The following is a 17,041-nucleotide window of genomic DNA, read 5'->3' on the forward strand; positions in this document are numbered from 1 at the left end:
GCATCGACAACAATTCTTCGCGCTCGGCTTCACTCAGATTCATTTTTCCCATGCACCTTTAGATCAGTGCAATTTCATTGGTTCAACGGACTAGCGGCGTCAGGCCGCCGAAAATCGTCACGCCGGTCGCATAGGAGAAGCCGACGCCGGTTGCGCGAAACTGCACCGGGAAAAAGCTCGCCAGCACGTTCGAGGCGCAGGCCGCATAGCAGGCGAGCAGCAGCGAAATGGTCATCTGCACCGCGATCAGCGCGAAGCGGCTGGGGTGCTGGGCCAGCAGCCAGAAGAGCGGATACGCGGCCACCGCGGTGACGAGCGCGCCGACGAGCATCGGCTTGCGCACGCCGACCCGATCGGACAACGCGCCGATCACCGGACAGGCGATCACCATCGTGATGCCGTAGCCGAGCTGGCCAAGATAGCTGTCGAAGAGACTCAGATGCAGCTCGCGCACTGCGTAGGTCGTGAAATAGTTCGAGACGTAGGTGGCGATCGTCCAGAACACGAGAATGCCGACACCGCCCAACAGCCGCCCGCGATAACGCACGAGCTGCGGCCACAGATCGGCCTTGCGTTGCAGGCTCGAGCGCTCGAACGCAGCCGTCTCCGGAATTGAACGGCGAACGTACCAGCCCACCGGACCGATCAGCAATCCGAACACGAATGCGAGCCGCCACGCGCCACCCGTGATCTGCGCATCGGTAAACAGATGCGTCAGCATCAATCCGACGAGACCCGCGAGCATCGCGCCGCCGCCTTGCGACATCTGCTGGAAAGACGACGCAAAGCCCTTTCGCGACTCGGGCGCATTCTCCACCAGCAGCGCAACCGCGCCGCCAATTTCACCGCCCGCGGAAAAGCCCTGCAGCAGGCGTCCGCACGCGACGATCACCGGCGCCGCAATGCCAATCGCCGCATACGAAGGGCACACCGCGGGCACGAGCGTCCCCGCGGCCATCAGCAGCAGCGTGAGACTGAGCGCGCGGCGTCGGCCGGCGCGGTCCGCGTAACGGCCAAGCACCAGCGCGCCGAGCGGACGCGCGACAAAGCCGACCGCGAACGTGATGAACGTCAGCAGCAGCGACATAAAATCCGAGTGGGTGGCGAAGAAAGTGCGGGAGATGGGGACAGCGAAAATGCCGTAGGCGATGAAGTCGTAGATCTCTAGCAGGTTGCCGATCGATGCGGCCGCAAATGTCTTTACGCCGCTTGCAGCGGGATCGCGTGGTGGTGTCGTTCGTCGCATGGGAGGTCTGTCCACGTATCGTTGGAATGCCCGTCAACTTAACGCCAGCCCCATGCTCCTTCGGCATACTGTTTAAAAATAGCGCCGATACCTTCCTGGCATAGCACACCGCAAAGCCTTGCGGGACAATGCTTCCAGCCACCCTTCATGCAAGGCCCAGCGGGTAAGCCCGTCTGGCTCACACGGTTTTGACATGCGAGACTGCGCGCACCGTCACGCCCAAGTGCGCCAATGGACATTCGACACATACGCTATTTCCTCGCCGTCGCCGATTCGGGCAGCGTCGCTGCTGCGGCGCGGCAACTGCATATCGTGCAGCCCGCATTGAGCCGGCAAATTCGCGATCTCGAGGAAGAACTCGGCGCACCGCTCTTTTCACGCAGCGCCAAAGGCGTCGAGCTGACCGCAGCAGGAGAACAGTTCGCACTGGATGCGCGCAGGCTGCTGATCGATTTCCAGTCTGCGCGGCAACGAGCATTGAGAGTGGCGCAGGGCAGCGCGGGCGCATTGCGGCTCGGCGTATCGCCGACCTATAGCTGGCATCCGGCGATCCTGTCGCAGATCAACCGCTTTCGGCAGGCGCAGCCCGACATCTCGCTTCGCGTCGAGCCGCTGCTCGCCGCGAAGCAGCTGACCGCGCTCGCGGAAGGCAAGCTCGATGGGGGGTTTCTCGGCTGGCGCGACGAGCGCGATTCGCGCTTCGACGCTATCACGGTGCTGCGCTGCGGGTTGCGCATCGCGATGCCGAAGCGTGCTTCGGCCAGCATGAAGGTTCCGGAGCGGCTCGCCGATCTCGCGGCGCTCCCGTGTGTGTGGTTCGACCGCGATACCGCGCCCGCTTACTACGATTTCCTGATCCGGCAATGTCAGCTGGCGGGATTCTCGCCCAATATCGTGCAGCTTGGCGGCGATACGACGACCATTCTCGGACTCGTGGCTGCGGGGCTCGGCTATTCGATCGTACCGGACACCGCGTTGCATAGCTGCCCGCCGGGAACGCAGCTGATTCAGCATCCCGAACTAACGCTAACCTATCCGCTGGAATTCGTGTGGCGACGCGATCACATGAACGGACCGCTCGCGAAGTTCATGCTCGACATGGAGACGCGCGTGCCGTTCGATCCGTACGCGCAATGGACCGACGAAGCGCCGTCCGGGAGCGACGCGTTGAAATGAGGTTTGCGTTTCGCCGCTGGACAGCGAGCGGTGAGCGTCGCAGTTCGGCACTGTTCGCTTAGCTCACCGACGCGCCTTGTGTTCGGTGTCAACAAGCACTATCAGATATTTCGTGCAGTTGTTTCAATTGCCTGTGCAGCCAGCGGCGGCCCAATAGATGGGCACGTATTGTGATAGTCCGATGCCGTCTCTTGGTCAACGCCCTGCTACCTCTTTCAAACTTGCGCGCTTCCGGTCGATCCAGTCGAGCATGTCGTAACCCGCGACCGCGAGCGGTACAAACCACGGATACTTGCCGTATGGTGGAAAAGCCTTGAACGGCGAACACTCGAATAGCGTCGGAGTCGCACGAAAGCCAAGCATACGCTCCGCCGCCAGACGACCGAGATAAGGCATGATCGCCGCCCCGCTGCCGTTGCATCCCACCGCATAATGGATTCCGTCGACCGATCCCATCTGCTGCAGGTGGCTGTGGGTCATCGCCACATTACCGGTCCAGCAATGACTGATCTTCACGTCACGAAGTTGCGGAAACACCCTGCAGAGAAAACCGTGCAGCGTCCGGGCCGCTTCATCGACCGGAACGAGCATGGCTCCCGGTCGAGCACCGAAGAGGATCCGGTCGCCGGCCGGCGATGGACGGAAATACCACAGGTTGCGTTTGCTGTCGGAATACATGCGGCGCCGAGGCATCGCTTCGGCCATCACAGCCGCGGGCAAACGTTCCGTGGCGATGATGTATGAGGCCGCCGGCGCGACCCGGCTCTTCAGATAGCCGAATGCGCGGTCGGTATAGCCGTTGGTCGCAAACAGTACGTGCTTCGCCAGCACCGTGCCGCGTGCGGTTTCGACGCGAAAGCCCCCACCCGTGCGCGCGACATCGGTCACCCGCAGGTGCGACGCCGCAAGCCCGCCGGCAGTGAGAAAACTTCGCGCGAGCGCACGGCCGAACTTCGAAGGATGGATGCCGCCGAACTCCTCGACCACCATGCCGCCGAAATAGTAGTCCGTGCCGATCTCGTCATGCAGTTCGTCACGACGGAGCACACGCGCTGAAACCCCCGCACGACTGCGCAGCACCTGCGCATGTGTGTCGAAACGCGCGGCATCGGCTGGCACCGACGCGAGAAAGACCCGCCCGCATTGCTGGAAGTCGAACTCCAGCTTCTCCTTCAGCGCCAGACCTTTAACGAACTCGAACGCTTCCGCATGCAGGCGGCTGGCCGCGTCGACCTGTTCGGCGCTGAAGCTCTGCGACGCCCCGGTCAGCAGGAATTTCTGTCCGCTCGAGAGCATGGCCCCGCTGCGCGAACTCGCATACCCGCCGATCGGCCCCGCATCCACCACGAGCGCGGAACTGCCAAGCTCGAGACTGCGAATGCCGGCGGACAGCCCGCAAAAACCCGATCCCACGATGAGCACGTCGACCTTCGCGGGCAATTCCCCTTCGTGGCGAAACGGTGCCGCGTCTTCCCACCAGAACGGCTCCGCCTTGAAATCTGCAGCCAGTACGTTTCCCGTCATTGTCTGTTCGCTTCCGTGTAGTCGAGGCCTGATCGGTCGTCATCGCGCTGTTCCCGCAGTTGAACCGGTGCCGATTTCCGCTCGTGAGAGCACGCCATTCGATCGCTCAGCTATGCCACCATCAAAGTGTTGACACTTTTTGTATGTGTTGACTATGAAGATTGTTCGCCGACACTTAATTTGTCAACCATCAATAAATACGGGATTTCCCGGGCAATTTGATCACTTGACAATCTCATTTCACAGATACAAGAATGTCAACAGTTCACGAGATGAGGCTCCATGATGACTGGCAACACGCCGCCCGCCCCACTGCGCGACCCCGCTCGCGGCACTGACGCACTGGAAATCCGGCCGGCCGCCGAGGCCGACTTCGGGCGACTTGCGCCAATGAACCGCGAGTTGATCGAGGATGAAGGGCATCGCAATCCGATGACGGTGCCGCAGTTGAAGGAGCGCTTCCGTCGCTTCGTTCGAGAGGAAGGCTGGAGCGTCGACGTCTTCGTGCTTGGCGGGGACATTGCCGGCTTCGCGACCCACCGGTACGAGCCCGACATTGCCGAACCCAGCGGCAGGCGGGTGTTTCTGCGCCAGTTCTATATCGCACGCGACCGGCGCGGTGGCGGCCTCGGGCGACGCGCGTTCGAACTGCTGATCGAATCGCGGTTCAAGGAAGGTGAGCGCATCTTTCTCAACGTGCTCGAAACCAATCCCGGCGGCAAGCAGTTCTGGTCGAGGACCGGCTTCACGCCCTACGACACCACGATGGAGTACCTGATACGCAGGACATGACCGCGTCGCCCCGACGCCCCTCGGGTGACGGGCGAAGCACGATACATGCGGGCCTCGCATACACGGCCCCACCCTTTGACCATCAACGATCAGGAGAACCGAGTTCCATGTCGAACAGTCCCGGCGTCAAGGACGCCACCCGAATTGGCCGCAGCTCCGTAGCGAAAGCCCCGGAGTTCCAGGAGCTCTACGACTTCGACGCCGCCGCGAAAACGCTGGTCGACGCGACGTTTCCGTACGAAAGCCATCTGCATCGCGCGCATGTGGTGATGCTTGCCGAGTGCGGCATCATCCGCCGCGATGAAGCGTCGCAGATCCTGCGCGGCCTCGAGGCAGTCGACGCCGACGCAGCCGGAAACCCCTCTTTGCGCACGTATCTGCCGTACGAGGCGGCGCTGAAGAAAACGGCAGGCGCCGTCGGCGGCAAGATGCACCTCGGGCGCAGCCGCAACGACCTCGCGAATACGGTCAAACGGATGCTTCTGCGTGACGAACTGAATCGCACGATCGAGGCGGTGATCGCGCTGCGCGCGACGGTGGTCGCGAAAGCGGCCGAGCATCTCGACACCGTGATGGTCGTCTATACGCAGCGCAAGGAAGCGCAGCCGATTACGCTCGGTCACTATCTGATGGCCTACGCGGAGAGCCTCGGCAAGAGCCTCGACCGCTACGAGCAGCTCTATGCGCGCATCAACCAGTGTCCGCTAGGCGCCGCGGCCACGGCGGGCACCGGCTGGCCGATCGATCGGGAACGCACGGCCGCCCTGCTCGGCTTCGATTCGCTCGTGGTCAACACGATCGAGGGCGTCGCGGGCTGGGACCACATCGCCGAATTCGCGGCGGACAACGCAATCTATATGAGCAGCCTGAGCCGGCTCGCCTCCGAGATCCAGTTGTGGAGCACCGACGAATACCGCGTCGCCGAACTCGATCCCGCGTTTGCCGGCACGAGCAGCATCATGCCGCAGAAGAAGAACCCGGATTCGCTGGAGCGCACCCGTCAGGCCGCGGCCGCGACGATGGGGCCGCTGGTCGCGATCCTCACCTCGCTCAACGCCATCGAGTACCAGTACAGCGCCGCGCGCGTCGGTCTCGAGCCGCGCTCGATCGACGGCATGATCGCCGCGACCCATGCGATGACCGGTGTGGTGCGCACACTGCAACCGAATGCAGAGCAGATGCTGCGCTATGCCGCCGAAAACTTCGCGACGATGACCGACCTCACCGATATGCTGGTGCGCGTCACTGGCATCGACTATCGCGAGGCGCACGAGGTGATCGCACGGGTGGTGAATGCCGCGCTCGACGAGCGCAGAACCGCCAACGAGATCGACCTCGAACTGGTGCAGAAGGCGGCGCACGCGCAGCTTGGCCATGCGCTCGATATCTCCGCGACCGACGTGCAGGACGCGCTCGACCCGGTGCGGAACGTGGCCCGACGGGAAGGCATCGGCGGTCCGGCACCGGTTGCGGTGAAACGCATGATCGACGCGACCCGCGAGGAACTTGCGCAGCAGCAGCAACGGCTTGCAGCACGTCTGCGCAAGCTCGACGACGCCTCGCAGGAACTGTCGCGCGTGGTCAGCGAATTGACCGCTCGATGAGCAAGGCCCGCGAACGCACCTCGGTGCGTTCGCGGGCCATAGTAGTCATGGCGCCCAGCCTCTAGTTCCTGATCCGCGAGTCGATGACATGTTCCATGATGGTTCCGTAGGGCGTGAAACCGGTGCGCTGCCAGAACACCTTGCCGCCGGGATTGTTCTCGATGACTTCGAGGTAGATGCGTTCGCCGGGACGGAAACGGGCCCGCACCAGCGCGTCGAAGACGACGTGACCGGTGCCGCCTCGCCGGCGGTGACGCACGATATAGAACTGCCGCAGATGCACATGCTGTCCGCCCGGCTCGGCGGGATCAGGCACGTACCGATGCGTCGCGTAACCGATGACTTCATCGTCCAGCATGAAGAGATCGACGCTCCAGCCTTCCTCGTCGACGAAACGCCGGAACCGGTCCTCGAGCTGTGCCACGGTCATCGGATTGCGATGCCCTTCGTCGTCGGCAAGCTCGCGGTTCATCCGCGCGAGCAGCGGAAAGTCTTCGCGGCGGTGGGCGCAAACCGTGACGCGTCCCGCGAGCGAGTCAGCGGTCTGGATGACGTCGGCCATCGCGTCAGGCTCGGCGGCCGGCAACGAGACGCTGTCGCCGTGCGGCCCCAGGTATTGCAGCACCTGGTCGCGCTCGTCGTTGATGTGACGGCGCACCGCACTGACCGCGCGATCGAGCCCGCGCAACCGGATGTCCTCGAGAATCGCCGCATGACTGCGCGCCGCGGCACGCAGCCGCGCCGGCTCCGGATTCATCAGCAGATGCACGAGTCGCAGTTCGGCAGCGAGCTTCGTAAAGGTATCGGTGATGCGTTCGTTGTGCCCGGCACGACAGATCGCCGTGTGAAACGCGACGTCCGCCTCGATCATGCGGCCCTTCGCATTGGCCAGCGCCGCCGTTTCGGTCTCGTGCAGGGCCCGCTCGATCGCATCGAGATCGGCCGAGGTGGCAAGGCGGATCGCTTCGGCAACGGCCGTGCTTTCGAGCAGCGAGCGCAGCGCGTAGATATCGGCCACCTGCTTCTGGCTCAGGGTACGCACGAACGAGCCGCGAAACGGCTCCGATTCGAGCAGACCGGCCTCCTGCAGCTGACGGACGGCCTCGCGCACCGGGCCACGGCTCACGCCGAGACGCCGGGCGATCTCGACCTCGTTGAGCTTGTCGCCGGGCTTCAGTTCGCCTTCGAGAATGATCTGCGAGATTTCGCGCGTGACGGTGTCGACGAGGAGTCGCCGCCTGGTTGCCCCAACGGTGGCATCGGCCACGGGGCTGGTGGTCGCAAAGTCGTCCATGAGGGGGTTCCTTTTTGATCGAACCATGATAGCCATTGTCGACATTTTAAGCAAACTAAACTGTTGACAGTATTATATCGGCGCCCTAGATTGAATCTATCCGGCATTGCGTGTGCAGCAGAACAGTCAACGCCAGCCGACGTCACCGGGAGACCAGACGTCGCCGCATGCACCGGGAGATGGCTGCGTTCAGGACGCCTTGTCATAGCCATATCATCGGCGGGAAAACAGCATGATCGGTATCTCGTTTGACTGGCATTACCTGTGGGGCGCCACGCCCCTGCTGCTCACCGGACTCCGTCTGACCATCGTGCTCGCGGTCGTCTGCATCTGCGCGTCGATCGCGATCGGCTATCTCGGCGCGACCGTCCTGTTCTTCGAGGTGCCCGTGCTGCGGCGCGCGGTACGCGGCTACATCGCGCTGATCCGCAACACGCCGCTGCTGGTGCAGATGTTCTTCTTTTACTTCGGCCTGCCGGAGATCGGCATCCGTGTCGATGCGCTGTGGTCCGGCATCATCGTGCTATCGATCTGGGGCGGCGCGTACCAGATCGAGAACCTGCGCGGCGCGATCGACGCACTGCCGCCGCGGCTCCTCGAGGCGGCCCGCGCGCTCGGCCTGCATCCGATGCGCACATTCGTGTTCGTCGTGCTACCCGTAGCAACCCGCACGGTAGTCCCCTCGATGATGAACACCGCAGTGTCGACCACCAAGAACTCCGCGCTGCTCACCGCCATCGGCGTGCCCGAGCTGACTTACGTGGCGATGGACAACATCGCCAACAGCGCGCGCGGGCTCGAGAACTTCTTCGCGCTCTTTGTCGGCTATCTGGCGATCGTGGTGGGCATGTCCTTCGCGGCGAGCCTGCTCGAGGCGCGCCTTGGCCGGGGGCTCGCACGATGAGCCTGCACCTCATTACCGACAATGCGGGTCTGTTCCTGCGCGCCGCTCGCCTCTCCGCGTTCATCTTCCTGCTGAGCGCATCGTTCTCGACTGTGATCGCCGTGCTGCTAGGCGGCATCGCAACGTCGCGGGTCGGCATGCTGCGCACCGTCGCGCGCGGCATTACCGAGTTTTTCCGCGACGTGCCGCAGATCGTCAGCGTGTTCTTCGTGTTCTTCGGCGCACCGTCATTCGGGCTGCAGTTCGGGCCAGTCGAGGCGACGATTGTCAGCCTGTCGCTGTGGGGCGGCGCGAACGGCGCGGAAATCGTGCGCGGCGGAATCTGCGCGGTGCCCCGGCATCAGATCGAAAGCGCGCGCGCGCTCGGCGTGCGTAGCCTCGACATATTCTTCCGCATCATCGTGCCGCAGGCGATCCGTCCGATCATTCCAGCGTACGCCGGCCTGTGCACGATCCTGCTGCAATCCACGTCGCTCGGTGCGCTGATCGGTGCAACCGAACTGCTCAAGAGCGCGCAGATCGTGATCGAGCGTGCCGCCTATTTTCGCGGCGGCATGCCGGGTATCACCGTCTATGCCTTCATCCTGCTCATTTACTTCGTTGCCGGCACGGCCATGACACGCGGCACCCGCCGTCTCGAGAAGATCTTCGCCGCGCCGACGCGGCGTCAGTGAACCCCTCTCCACAGGGAGTATGCAATGCATGAAATGACCGCGGCACCGATCCTCGAAACGCGAGGACTGCGCAAGCGCTACGGCGAAGTCGAGGTATTGCGGGGTATCGATCTGTGCGTGCAACCGGGCGAGCGCATCGTCGTGATGGGCTCGAGCGGTTCGGGCAAGAGCACCTTCATTCGTTGCCTCAACGGCCTGGAAAAGACCGCCGGCGGTGCGATCCTGTACCGGGGGCGCGACGTCACCCAGCTGAACGAAAACGCGTGGCGCGGCGTACGACGCAGTATCGGCATGGTCTTTCAGGACTACTCGCTGTTCCCGCACTTCACTGTGCTGCGCAATCTCTGCTTCGCTCCCGTTCGGGAGAAAGTGCTCTCGCGTGACGACGCCGATCAGCGTGCCCGCGCGCTGCTCAAGCGTGTCGGTCTGTACGAGAAGGCCGATGCCTATCCGTGCCAGCTCTCGGGTGGCCAGCAGCAGCGTATCGCGATCGTGCGTTCGATGATGATGCAGCCGGACATCATGCTATTCGACGAGCCCACCTCGGCACTCGATCCGGAGACCGTCGGCGAGGTACTCGCGATCATCGACGATCTCACCGCGGATGGCCTGACGTCGATCGTCGTCACGCACGAGACCGGCTTTGCGCGACGCTGCGCGGACCGGATCGTGTTCATGGATCAGGGCACGATACTCGAGTCCTGCGCTCCGGAGATTTTTTTCGCTACGCCCACGACCGACCGCGCGCGCCGGTTCATTGCCAACCACAAGTAAGCGCCTGAATCAGAAGGCGCCTGCAGGGAGAATCGAGATGAAAAGGTACCAGGCACTCCTTTACACCGCGCTGACGAGCGTCACGCTCTATACCGTTACGCTCGCGTGCCCTGCGCTGGCTGCCGACGCGGCCCTGCCGGCAACGCTCAGCAAGGCCGGTCAGCTGAACGTCGGCGTCAAGTGCGATGCCCCACCGTCGGCGTTTCTCGACAACGACGGCAAGCCAGCCGGGATCGACGTGCAGTTCGCGCGCTACATCGCGAAGAACGCGTTCGGCAATCCCGACAAGGCGGTGTTCACGTGCGTGACGTCCGCAACCCGCATTCAGATGCTCACGAGCGGCAAGGTCGATCTGCTGATCGCCACGATGTCCCCCACCGACGAACGCAAACGCGTGGTCGACTTCGCGGACTCCACCAACTGGGGCGCCTCGGGCGTGCTCGTGCCGCACGGCCAGGCGCAGTACAAAACGCTCGACGATTTCGACGGCAAGACCCTGCTGTCGATCAAAGGCGGCTGGCAGGCGCAGTACGTCAAGAGCCACTACCCGAAGATCCATCTCGTGCTGCTCGATAGCATGAACGACGCGATCGTCGCACTGAAACAGGATCGCGCCGACGGGCTGACCGAAGATGTCAAGGCGCTGCTGCCCGCTGCCGACCGTGACCCCGACCTGCAACTGTCGCCGGTCTCGTTCCAGATCAGTTGGGGGGCGCCGGCTGTGCGCCGCGGTGACGACAGCCTGCGTCTGTATGTGAACCGGATGATCGCGCAGGCGAGACAGGATGGCACCTTCGAGCGAGCCGTCAAGGAGTACACCTCCGGGCGCCTGCAGCAGGCCGTTCTGAACGGCTATCTGAACCCGCCGCCCGATGGCAGCACGAGCATCAACACTGTGCTTCGTTAGGGTGCCGCGCGGCCGCAACGCCGCCTTGATTCCTGCCAGACCATTCGACCCGCTCGCGCGGGTCAGGGACGATGCCGCCATGAGCATGATCGAATTACGCAATCCGTTCAGCGGAGAGCCGGTGTTTTCCGCGCCGTCCGAGCCGCTCGAAACCGTGCAACAGAGACTCGCCGCGTGCCGGACCGCGGCCAGCCAATGGCGCAGACGTTCGCCGGCGAGGCGCGCCGACCTGGTGCGGCAGGCGTTGCAGTATTTCCGCGAGCATCGCGAAGAGATAGCGCGCGACGTGACACGCGAGATGGGCAAGCCGACCGCGGCGGCCGCAGCGGAAGTCGACTACATGATCGAACGCGCTGAATTCATGTGCCGTTTCGCGAGCGACGGCGCGCTCGAACCGCACGAACTCTCCGCGTATGGAGCCAGCGATTTCGAAGGACGCATCGAATGCGTGCCGAAGGGCGTCGTCTACATCATCACGCCCTGGAATTACCCGCTCTTCTGCGCGATCAACGGCACCGTGTGTGCGCTGCTCGCCGGCAGCGCTGTCCTACTCAAGCACACGACGACACCTTCTGTGGGTCAGCACTTCGCGCGCGCGTTCGGCAACCTGGATGGGATCGGCCCGTTGCTGGAGGACGTGATCGTCGACTACGGTGTGTCGGCGCGCATCATCGAAGAAGCAGATATCGATCACGTCGTGTTTACCGGCTCCGTCCAGGGTGGCCGCGCGATCCAGAACAGCATCGCGCGCCGCGCGAGTCAGGCCGTTCGCAATCCGTTCATCGGCAGTTCGCTCGAACTGGGCAGCAACGACGCGGCCTATATCGCGGAGGATGCCGATCTGGAAAGCGCGGTCGAATGGACAGTGCGTATCGGGCGCCTGCACAACTCCGGCCAATCATGCTGTGCGGTCAAGCGCGTGTTCGTCCATGAGAAGCTGTACAACCGTTACCTGGAAAGCGCCGCGCGGATCATGCTCGAACAGCAGTCAGGTGACCCAGGATTGCCGGAGACGACGCTCGGACCGCTGTTTGGCGGCGAAAGTGCAGTGCTTTCGCTCAAGGGGATGGTCGACGACGCGGTGGCGAAAGGCGCCAGGCTGCTGACCGGCGGCACGACAGAGCGGATCGGCCGTGCGCTCTTTCTCATGCCAACGCTGCTCGCAGACGTCACCCCCCGGATGGAGGTACTTTCCGAAGAAACCTTTGGTCCGGTGCTGCCCGTGATGCGCGTTTCGTCGGACGCGGAGGCGATCGAGCTCATCAACGCGACCCGTTATGGCCTCAGCGCATCAGTCTTTACGCGGTCGCGCACACGGGCGGACGAATTCGTCGACGCGGCCGAAACGGGCACGGTTTACGTGAACCGATGCAACTTCGTCGATGCACGCCTTGGCTGGATTGGCCACAAGAACTCGGGCAACGGTTCGATTGCGCTTTCACCACTTGGATTGCGCGCGTTCAGCAACCTGCGGTCAGTGAACATCGATCCCTCCTTGCTTGACTAGGGCTCGATAGCGAGGTCGCCGGAACGCTCGCACCCGGGCACATCGGGACTATAGCGATGTCGTCAGCATAACAACTGTCAACAGTTTAATGGTTTACGACTGTTGACACGAAAACACAGGACACCTACATTTCTTTCATGCGAAGTCGGGTTGTGATGCATCGACGTCCAATTCATATATTCCGTATACCTAACTTATGGAAGCTCGTCATGAATTCGATCAGCGCTCAAGAAGCTTCACATGCGAGACCGAAGACGTTTGATCGGCTCTCGGTGCTCGTTCACTGGACAATTTTCATTCTTGTGGTCGTTGTCTGCATCCTGGGCTTTCTCTTCTACAAGCTCGACTATAAGAGCTCGGCATACGCAGCCTATTACTACTGGCATCGGTCGCTTGGAGAAATCATCTTCGTTCTGACCATCATTAGCGTCCTTCACCGGACCACGCGGAATTCGCCTGGCGAGTTTCCAGATACCAGATGGCGCGCAATGGCAGCTCGGGTTACCAAGAGTCTTCTGCTTGTCCTGTTGATTCTGGTGCCCGCATTCAAATTGTGGCGCGGCGCCTATGGTCCGATGGGATGGTCGTTTTTCATGTGGCATATCCCTGGAATCTGGCCGCCGAACGCAAGCATGGGGAAATTCCTGACCAATGCTCACTACTACAGCGCAATCATGTTAATTGCCCTGGCTACGCTTCATTCGGCGGCCGCTTTGTGGCACCACTACGTACGCAAGGACCGGCTCATCCGGCGGATGAGTCCCTTCTGAATCCCAGATCATTTCATCACGGAGATTAAAAATGGCAGCGCATTTCCATCATGCTGAAACCTCGGCAACGACGGCCTTGATTCATCGCGTACTGGCAATTGCCCTCTCCGTCGCGCTCGTGACGCCGGCATCCTTTGCACTCGCCGCATCGCCACAGATTGCCGACTTCAGCACGCCGGGGTGGAACACGGAGTATTTCATTAACGGAAAACAGCCATTCATCGTGTCGACGCTCTCGCTCGACGTGAAGGCACCGTCCAAGGTGCTCGTTCAGTTTTCAAGCGAAATCACTTCTGAGCATGCCGAGAATTGCCCTTGCTACATTCGCGCGATGGTTTCGATGGACGGCGGCAAAGCTCGCCCGATCAATCGCATCAATCTGGGCAGTCCAGCCATTCACGACACCAACAAGTACGACAACGATCGGGAAACCCTCAGTGGCACGACTGTGTTCGACGCTGCGCCTGGTAAGCACACTTATGAATTGACGTTTCAGCAGGTGGAGTCAAACGGAACCAAAGTGGAAATCTATTACCCGAATTTCAGTGCCGTGGCGTTTCCGAACGAATAGGCGAAAAAAGTTATCGCAAGCGCTGACGTTCGCTCACCGCTTGCGCAGCAGCCGTACCTCTCAAAGGTTCCTTGAACCGATGCTGGCCTGGCGCACAGGTGGATCGGCATGATCCGCCTCTTGCGCTGGGGAGCCAATCCTTCAGATCGGACTGCGTCAGGGGACATGGCATATCGCCATCGCGGAGATAAAATATGAAGCGGTTGATAACATTTTCACTTTTCTGCAGTCTGTCGGTACCTGCAATGGCTCAAAGCAGTGTCACGCTGTTTGGCGTTATCAGCGACGGCGTGAACTTCACCAGCAACGATGCGGGAAAGCACGCTTATCAGATGACAAGCGGCGGCATTCAGGGAACAAGGATTGGCTTGAAGGGCACCGAAGACCTTGGCGGCGGACTCACGGCGAATTTTTTTCTTGCCGATGTGTTCGATAACAATAGCGGCAAGCTCGCGCAAGGCTTGATATGGGGAAGACTGGCATACGTCGGACTCGATTCAAAAAATTTCGGTAGTGTCAGACTGGGTCGCCAGTACGATTCCGTCGTCGATTACGTTGCTCCCTTGACGGCCAACGGAAGTTGGGGTGGCTTTCTGCTTGCCCACCCGTACGATAACGACAATACCGACACGTCCAACCGGGCTAACAACACGATCCGATACCAGAGCCCGGATATAGCTGGGGTTAGATTCGGCGGAACCTATAGTTTCAGCAACGCGACGGAATTTGCAAACAACCGGGAAACGAGCGTCGGCGGCAGCTATCACCACAACGGTCTGAGCCTTGGTGTTGCCTATCTTGACGCAGACAACCCGGGCAACGGATCAACTGGTGCGCTAACGAATACCGACAGCATATTCGTCGCGAAGCATATGGATATCTTTGGTGCGGGTATGAACTATGCGTTTGGCCGGGCGTTGATTGGCCTCGTGTACACGAGAACACAATTAAAAGACCCTGTTTCCTCGATCTATGCCGGGCCGCTAACGCTCGCTTCCAGGGCACCGCTCGACTCATTGAATTTCGAAAATTTCGAGATCAGCGGATCGTACCAGGTCACTCCGGCTCTGTATGTTGGCGCCCAGTATGTCTTCACGCAAAGCTCCGTGGCAAGCGCGGAAGGCAAGAAAAGTCCGGACTATCACACTGCTGGCTTTTCGATCGACTACTTCCTTTCGAAACAGACGGATGTTTGTCTGCAGGGGGCTTATGTGAAAGTCGACGGCGACGTTTCCGGCACGATCCTGGATCGTGCGTACGTTCCGGAATCCGCGGGGGCTTCGTCGAAGACCTACCAATATGTCACGCGTATCGGGTTCAGGCATCAGTTCTAGCGGCCTTCCGTACCACTGTCGCGCAGTTCGACTGCCTCGTGCCGGTAGAGTCGAGATGTGGCGCGGTAGCAGTAGGTTCGGTTTGTCTGTTGCCGCCTCTTTCGTCTGGCGGTGCCCGAATAACCTCGCCCTAACCCCGTTTCCACACCCCGCTCATCGAACCGGACATGCAGATCTCCCGCATCCGGCTCTCGGACAAGACATCACACCTTCGTACACGGCAGGTTCACAACCAGGGACCAGTCAGACGCACGAGACCGAAGTGCCCGTAGAGGTGCTGGGATGGATAAGTCCCGCCCCTGCGACGTCGAACCTTGTACTTGTTGCGTAACCACCGACGCAACCGCGCAGCGGTGTAGTTGTCGAGCGCCCGATACGCGCGTCTGTCCGTGCCTACACTGAAGTAGTTCGCCCAGCCGCGCAGCGTGCGGTTCAACTTGCCCACCAGCTCCGTGGTCTCCTGCCATACCGTCTTGAGGGCAGTCATCGCATGAATCTTCTCGACCATGCGACGGATACTCTTCTTCGACGGACGCATACCCATGCGGGCCTTGCCAGTCGTCGCTGAGTACAGCCGCCCAAACGTATAACCCAGAAAGTCGAATTCGCCTTCCGGCACCTTGCAGATTCGTGTCTTCTCCTCGTTGACCGTCAGCTTCAGCTTGCTCATGATCTCGCGCAGTCTCAGCAACGCCTCTTCGGCCTTGCCTCGCTTGCACAGAATCACCAGGTCATCTGCATAGGTCACAATGCGACTGCCAAGACTTCGCTGAAGTCCGAGCTTCTTCCATGCCAGCACGAACCGGCGCATGTAGACATTTGCCAGCAGTGGTGAGATGGGAGACCCTTGCGGAATGCCGCGTCCGCTATCTCGAGCCTCCGTCGTGCGTTTCTTCCGGCCTCGGTCATCGGTTTCTTCAACGGGGCATTCCAGCCACATCTTGATCAGATGCAGCACACGCCGATCAACGATGCGTCGCGTGAGCGACAGCATCAATTCGGCGTGTGGAATACTTCCGAAGTAGTCCGCGAGGTCAGCATCAACAACGTCCGTTTGCCCTCGATGCAGCCGTTCCTCTACCTCGATCACCGCTTGCTGGGCGTTTCGCCCCGGGCGGTAAGCGTACTGCTCTGATGGAAGGTCAGCTTCGAAGATCGGTTCGAGCACGAGCATCGCTGCTGTCATGCACACCCGATCGCGCAAGGTCGAGATGCCCAGCGGCCTCAGCTTGCCATTGGCCTTCGGGATAAACACTCTTCTGATAGGGTCCGGCCGGTAAGTCTTCTGCCTGAGCGCAAGCGCCAGTTCGCCGAGCCACTTCTGCACCCCATACGCTTCGACCTTCGCGAAGTCTTGCCGATCGACACCCGGCGCGCCCCTGTTCGAGCGGCACTGGGCGTACGCATGCGTCAGCACATCCTCGCGATAGATCTTGTCGTACAGAGCGTAGAAGCGGTACCCGGCTTCTGCCTTCGCTTTCGCGTGTAACGCCATCTGCAGCTTCTGAACACGAATCGGAGTTAATAGGTTGCCCACTCTCCACGTCCTCACTACGTATTGCGTCTGTCTTGAACTGAGGCCCCTTCCCTCCACCGGCATTACCCGGTTTCACCAGTACTACGGGCCTCTCCGTCATCCCAAGGCGCCCGGCCTGTCCCTCACGGGCATCCGGTTGGTCATCCCTGACCACGCCGAGGGACTTCCCGTGTTGCGTACGCTTTCCTTGTGTACATGCTGTCGCCACTACCCCGGCGCAGCGACTGGGCGTCCAGCCTGCTCATTCGCTCAGTCGTATCAACCTTCCCCGATAGGGTTGTCGGGTCGGCCTGCGCATCGACCTTTTCGAGGTTTGCTCGGCGTTCACTCGCGTTACGGCCTGCACACTCGCGCTGTCACCAATTCGTGACACGCTTAACCAGAGGCTTCAACCACTTCGTTACCTCCATGGCTGCTCCAGTTGCTT

At 61.3% G+C, this 17,041-nt stretch carries 15 protein-coding genes; 11 read left to right on the forward strand and 4 right to left on the reverse strand.

The annotated features are described in order from the left end of the window. Positions 1-82 precede the first annotated feature (82 nt). On the reverse strand, positions 83-1,246 hold the full coding sequence (locus DVS29_RS34845) for an MFS transporter (protein ID WP_118185573.1): 1,164 nt from the start codon (positions 1,244-1,246) through the stop codon (positions 83-85). 231 nt (positions 1,247-1,477) lie between these two features. Here DVS29_RS34845 and DVS29_RS34850 point away from each other — a divergent pair, with 231 nt between their 5' ends. Beyond that, complete coding sequence (locus DVS29_RS34850) at positions 1,478-2,422, forward strand: LysR family transcriptional regulator (protein WP_118185575.1); 945 nt, start codon at positions 1,478-1,480, stop codon at positions 2,420-2,422. 195 nt (positions 2,423-2,617) lie between these two features. On the opposite strand, the gene DVS29_RS34855 is transcribed toward DVS29_RS34850, so the two are convergent. Then, positions 2,618-3,862 (reverse strand): NAD(P)/FAD-dependent oxidoreductase, encoded by a 1,245-nt coding sequence (locus DVS29_RS34855; RefSeq protein ID WP_164708057.1) that lies wholly within the window; start codon positions 3,860-3,862, stop codon positions 2,618-2,620. Positions 3,863-4,228: 366 nt separating this feature from the next. On the opposite strand from DVS29_RS34855, the gene DVS29_RS34860 reads away from it, so the two are divergent. Both DVS29_RS34860 and argH read left to right on the forward strand, forming a co-directional pair. Beyond that, entirely contained in the window at positions 4,229-4,738 is a 510-nt protein-coding gene (locus DVS29_RS34860; RefSeq protein WP_205962585.1) for a GNAT family N-acetyltransferase, read from the forward strand. 107 nt (positions 4,739-4,845) lie between these two features. Further along, positions 4,846-6,342, forward strand: a complete 1,497-nt coding sequence (gene argH / locus DVS29_RS34865) for an argininosuccinate lyase (RefSeq protein WP_164708058.1) — start codon at positions 4,846-4,848, stop codon at positions 6,340-6,342. A 61-nt stretch (positions 6,343-6,403) separates the two neighbouring features. On the opposite strand, the gene DVS29_RS34870 is transcribed toward argH, so the two are convergent. Beyond that, complete coding sequence (locus tag DVS29_RS34870; protein WP_164708059.1) at positions 6,404-7,636, reverse strand: GNAT family N-acetyltransferase; 1,233 nt, start codon at positions 7,634-7,636, stop codon at positions 6,404-6,406. Positions 7,637-7,868: 232 nt separating this feature from the next. On the opposite strand from DVS29_RS34870, the gene DVS29_RS34875 reads away from it, so the two are divergent. The 8 genes from DVS29_RS34875 (at position 7,869) to DVS29_RS34910 (ending at position 15,077) form a co-directional block, all read left to right on the forward strand. Further along, on the forward strand, positions 7,869-8,540 hold the full coding sequence (locus DVS29_RS34875) for an amino acid ABC transporter permease (RefSeq protein ID WP_118185583.1): 672 nt from the start codon (positions 7,869-7,871) through the stop codon (positions 8,538-8,540). Beyond that, positions 8,537-9,214 (forward strand): amino acid ABC transporter permease, encoded by a 678-nt coding sequence (locus tag DVS29_RS34880; protein ID WP_118185585.1) that lies wholly within the window; start codon positions 8,537-8,539, stop codon positions 9,212-9,214. Before DVS29_RS34875 ends, DVS29_RS34880 begins: the two co-directional genes overlap by 4 nt. A gap of 24 nt (positions 9,215-9,238) precedes the next feature. Beyond that, a complete protein-coding gene (locus tag DVS29_RS34885; protein WP_118185587.1) occupies positions 9,239-9,988 on the forward strand; it encodes an amino acid ABC transporter ATP-binding protein in 750 nt (249 codons plus the stop codon). Between the two features lie 37 nt (positions 9,989-10,025). Next, positions 10,026-10,895 carry a transporter substrate-binding domain-containing protein gene (locus DVS29_RS34890; RefSeq protein ID WP_118185589.1) on the forward strand — a complete coding sequence of 290 codons (870 nt, stop codon included), beginning with the start codon at positions 10,026-10,028 and terminating at the stop codon, positions 10,893-10,895. 85 nt (positions 10,896-10,980) lie between these two features. Continuing rightward, on the forward strand, positions 10,981-12,402 hold the full coding sequence (locus tag DVS29_RS34895; RefSeq protein WP_240655964.1) for an aldehyde dehydrogenase family protein: 1,422 nt from the start codon (positions 10,981-10,983) through the stop codon (positions 12,400-12,402). A 209-nt stretch (positions 12,403-12,611) separates the two neighbouring features. After that, positions 12,612-13,172: a cytochrome b gene (locus DVS29_RS34900; RefSeq protein WP_164708060.1), complete on the forward strand. Its 561-nt coding sequence runs from the start codon at positions 12,612-12,614 to the stop codon at positions 13,170-13,172. Between the two features lie 31 nt (positions 13,173-13,203). Next, complete coding sequence (locus DVS29_RS34905) at positions 13,204-13,743, forward strand: hypothetical protein (RefSeq protein ID WP_118185595.1); 540 nt, start codon at positions 13,204-13,206, stop codon at positions 13,741-13,743. 194 nt (positions 13,744-13,937) lie between these two features. Further along, the gene (locus tag DVS29_RS34910) at positions 13,938-15,077 is read left to right on the forward strand and encodes a porin (RefSeq protein WP_118185597.1); all 1,140 of its coding nucleotides are present in this window, start codon (positions 13,938-13,940) and stop codon (positions 15,075-15,077) included. 226 nt (positions 15,078-15,303) lie between these two features. Here the strand turns inward: DVS29_RS34910 and ltrA are convergent, their stop codons facing one another. After that, positions 15,304-16,677: a group II intron reverse transcriptase/maturase gene (ltrA, locus tag DVS29_RS34915; RefSeq protein ID WP_118185599.1), complete on the reverse strand. Its 1,374-nt coding sequence runs from the start codon at positions 16,675-16,677 to the stop codon at positions 15,304-15,306. Positions 16,678-17,041: the final 364 nt, after the last annotated feature.

This window comes from Paraburkholderia phosphatilytica, from assembly GCF_003443895.1.
GTDB classification, from domain to species: domain Bacteria; phylum Pseudomonadota; class Gammaproteobacteria; order Burkholderiales; family Burkholderiaceae; genus Paraburkholderia; species Paraburkholderia phosphatilytica.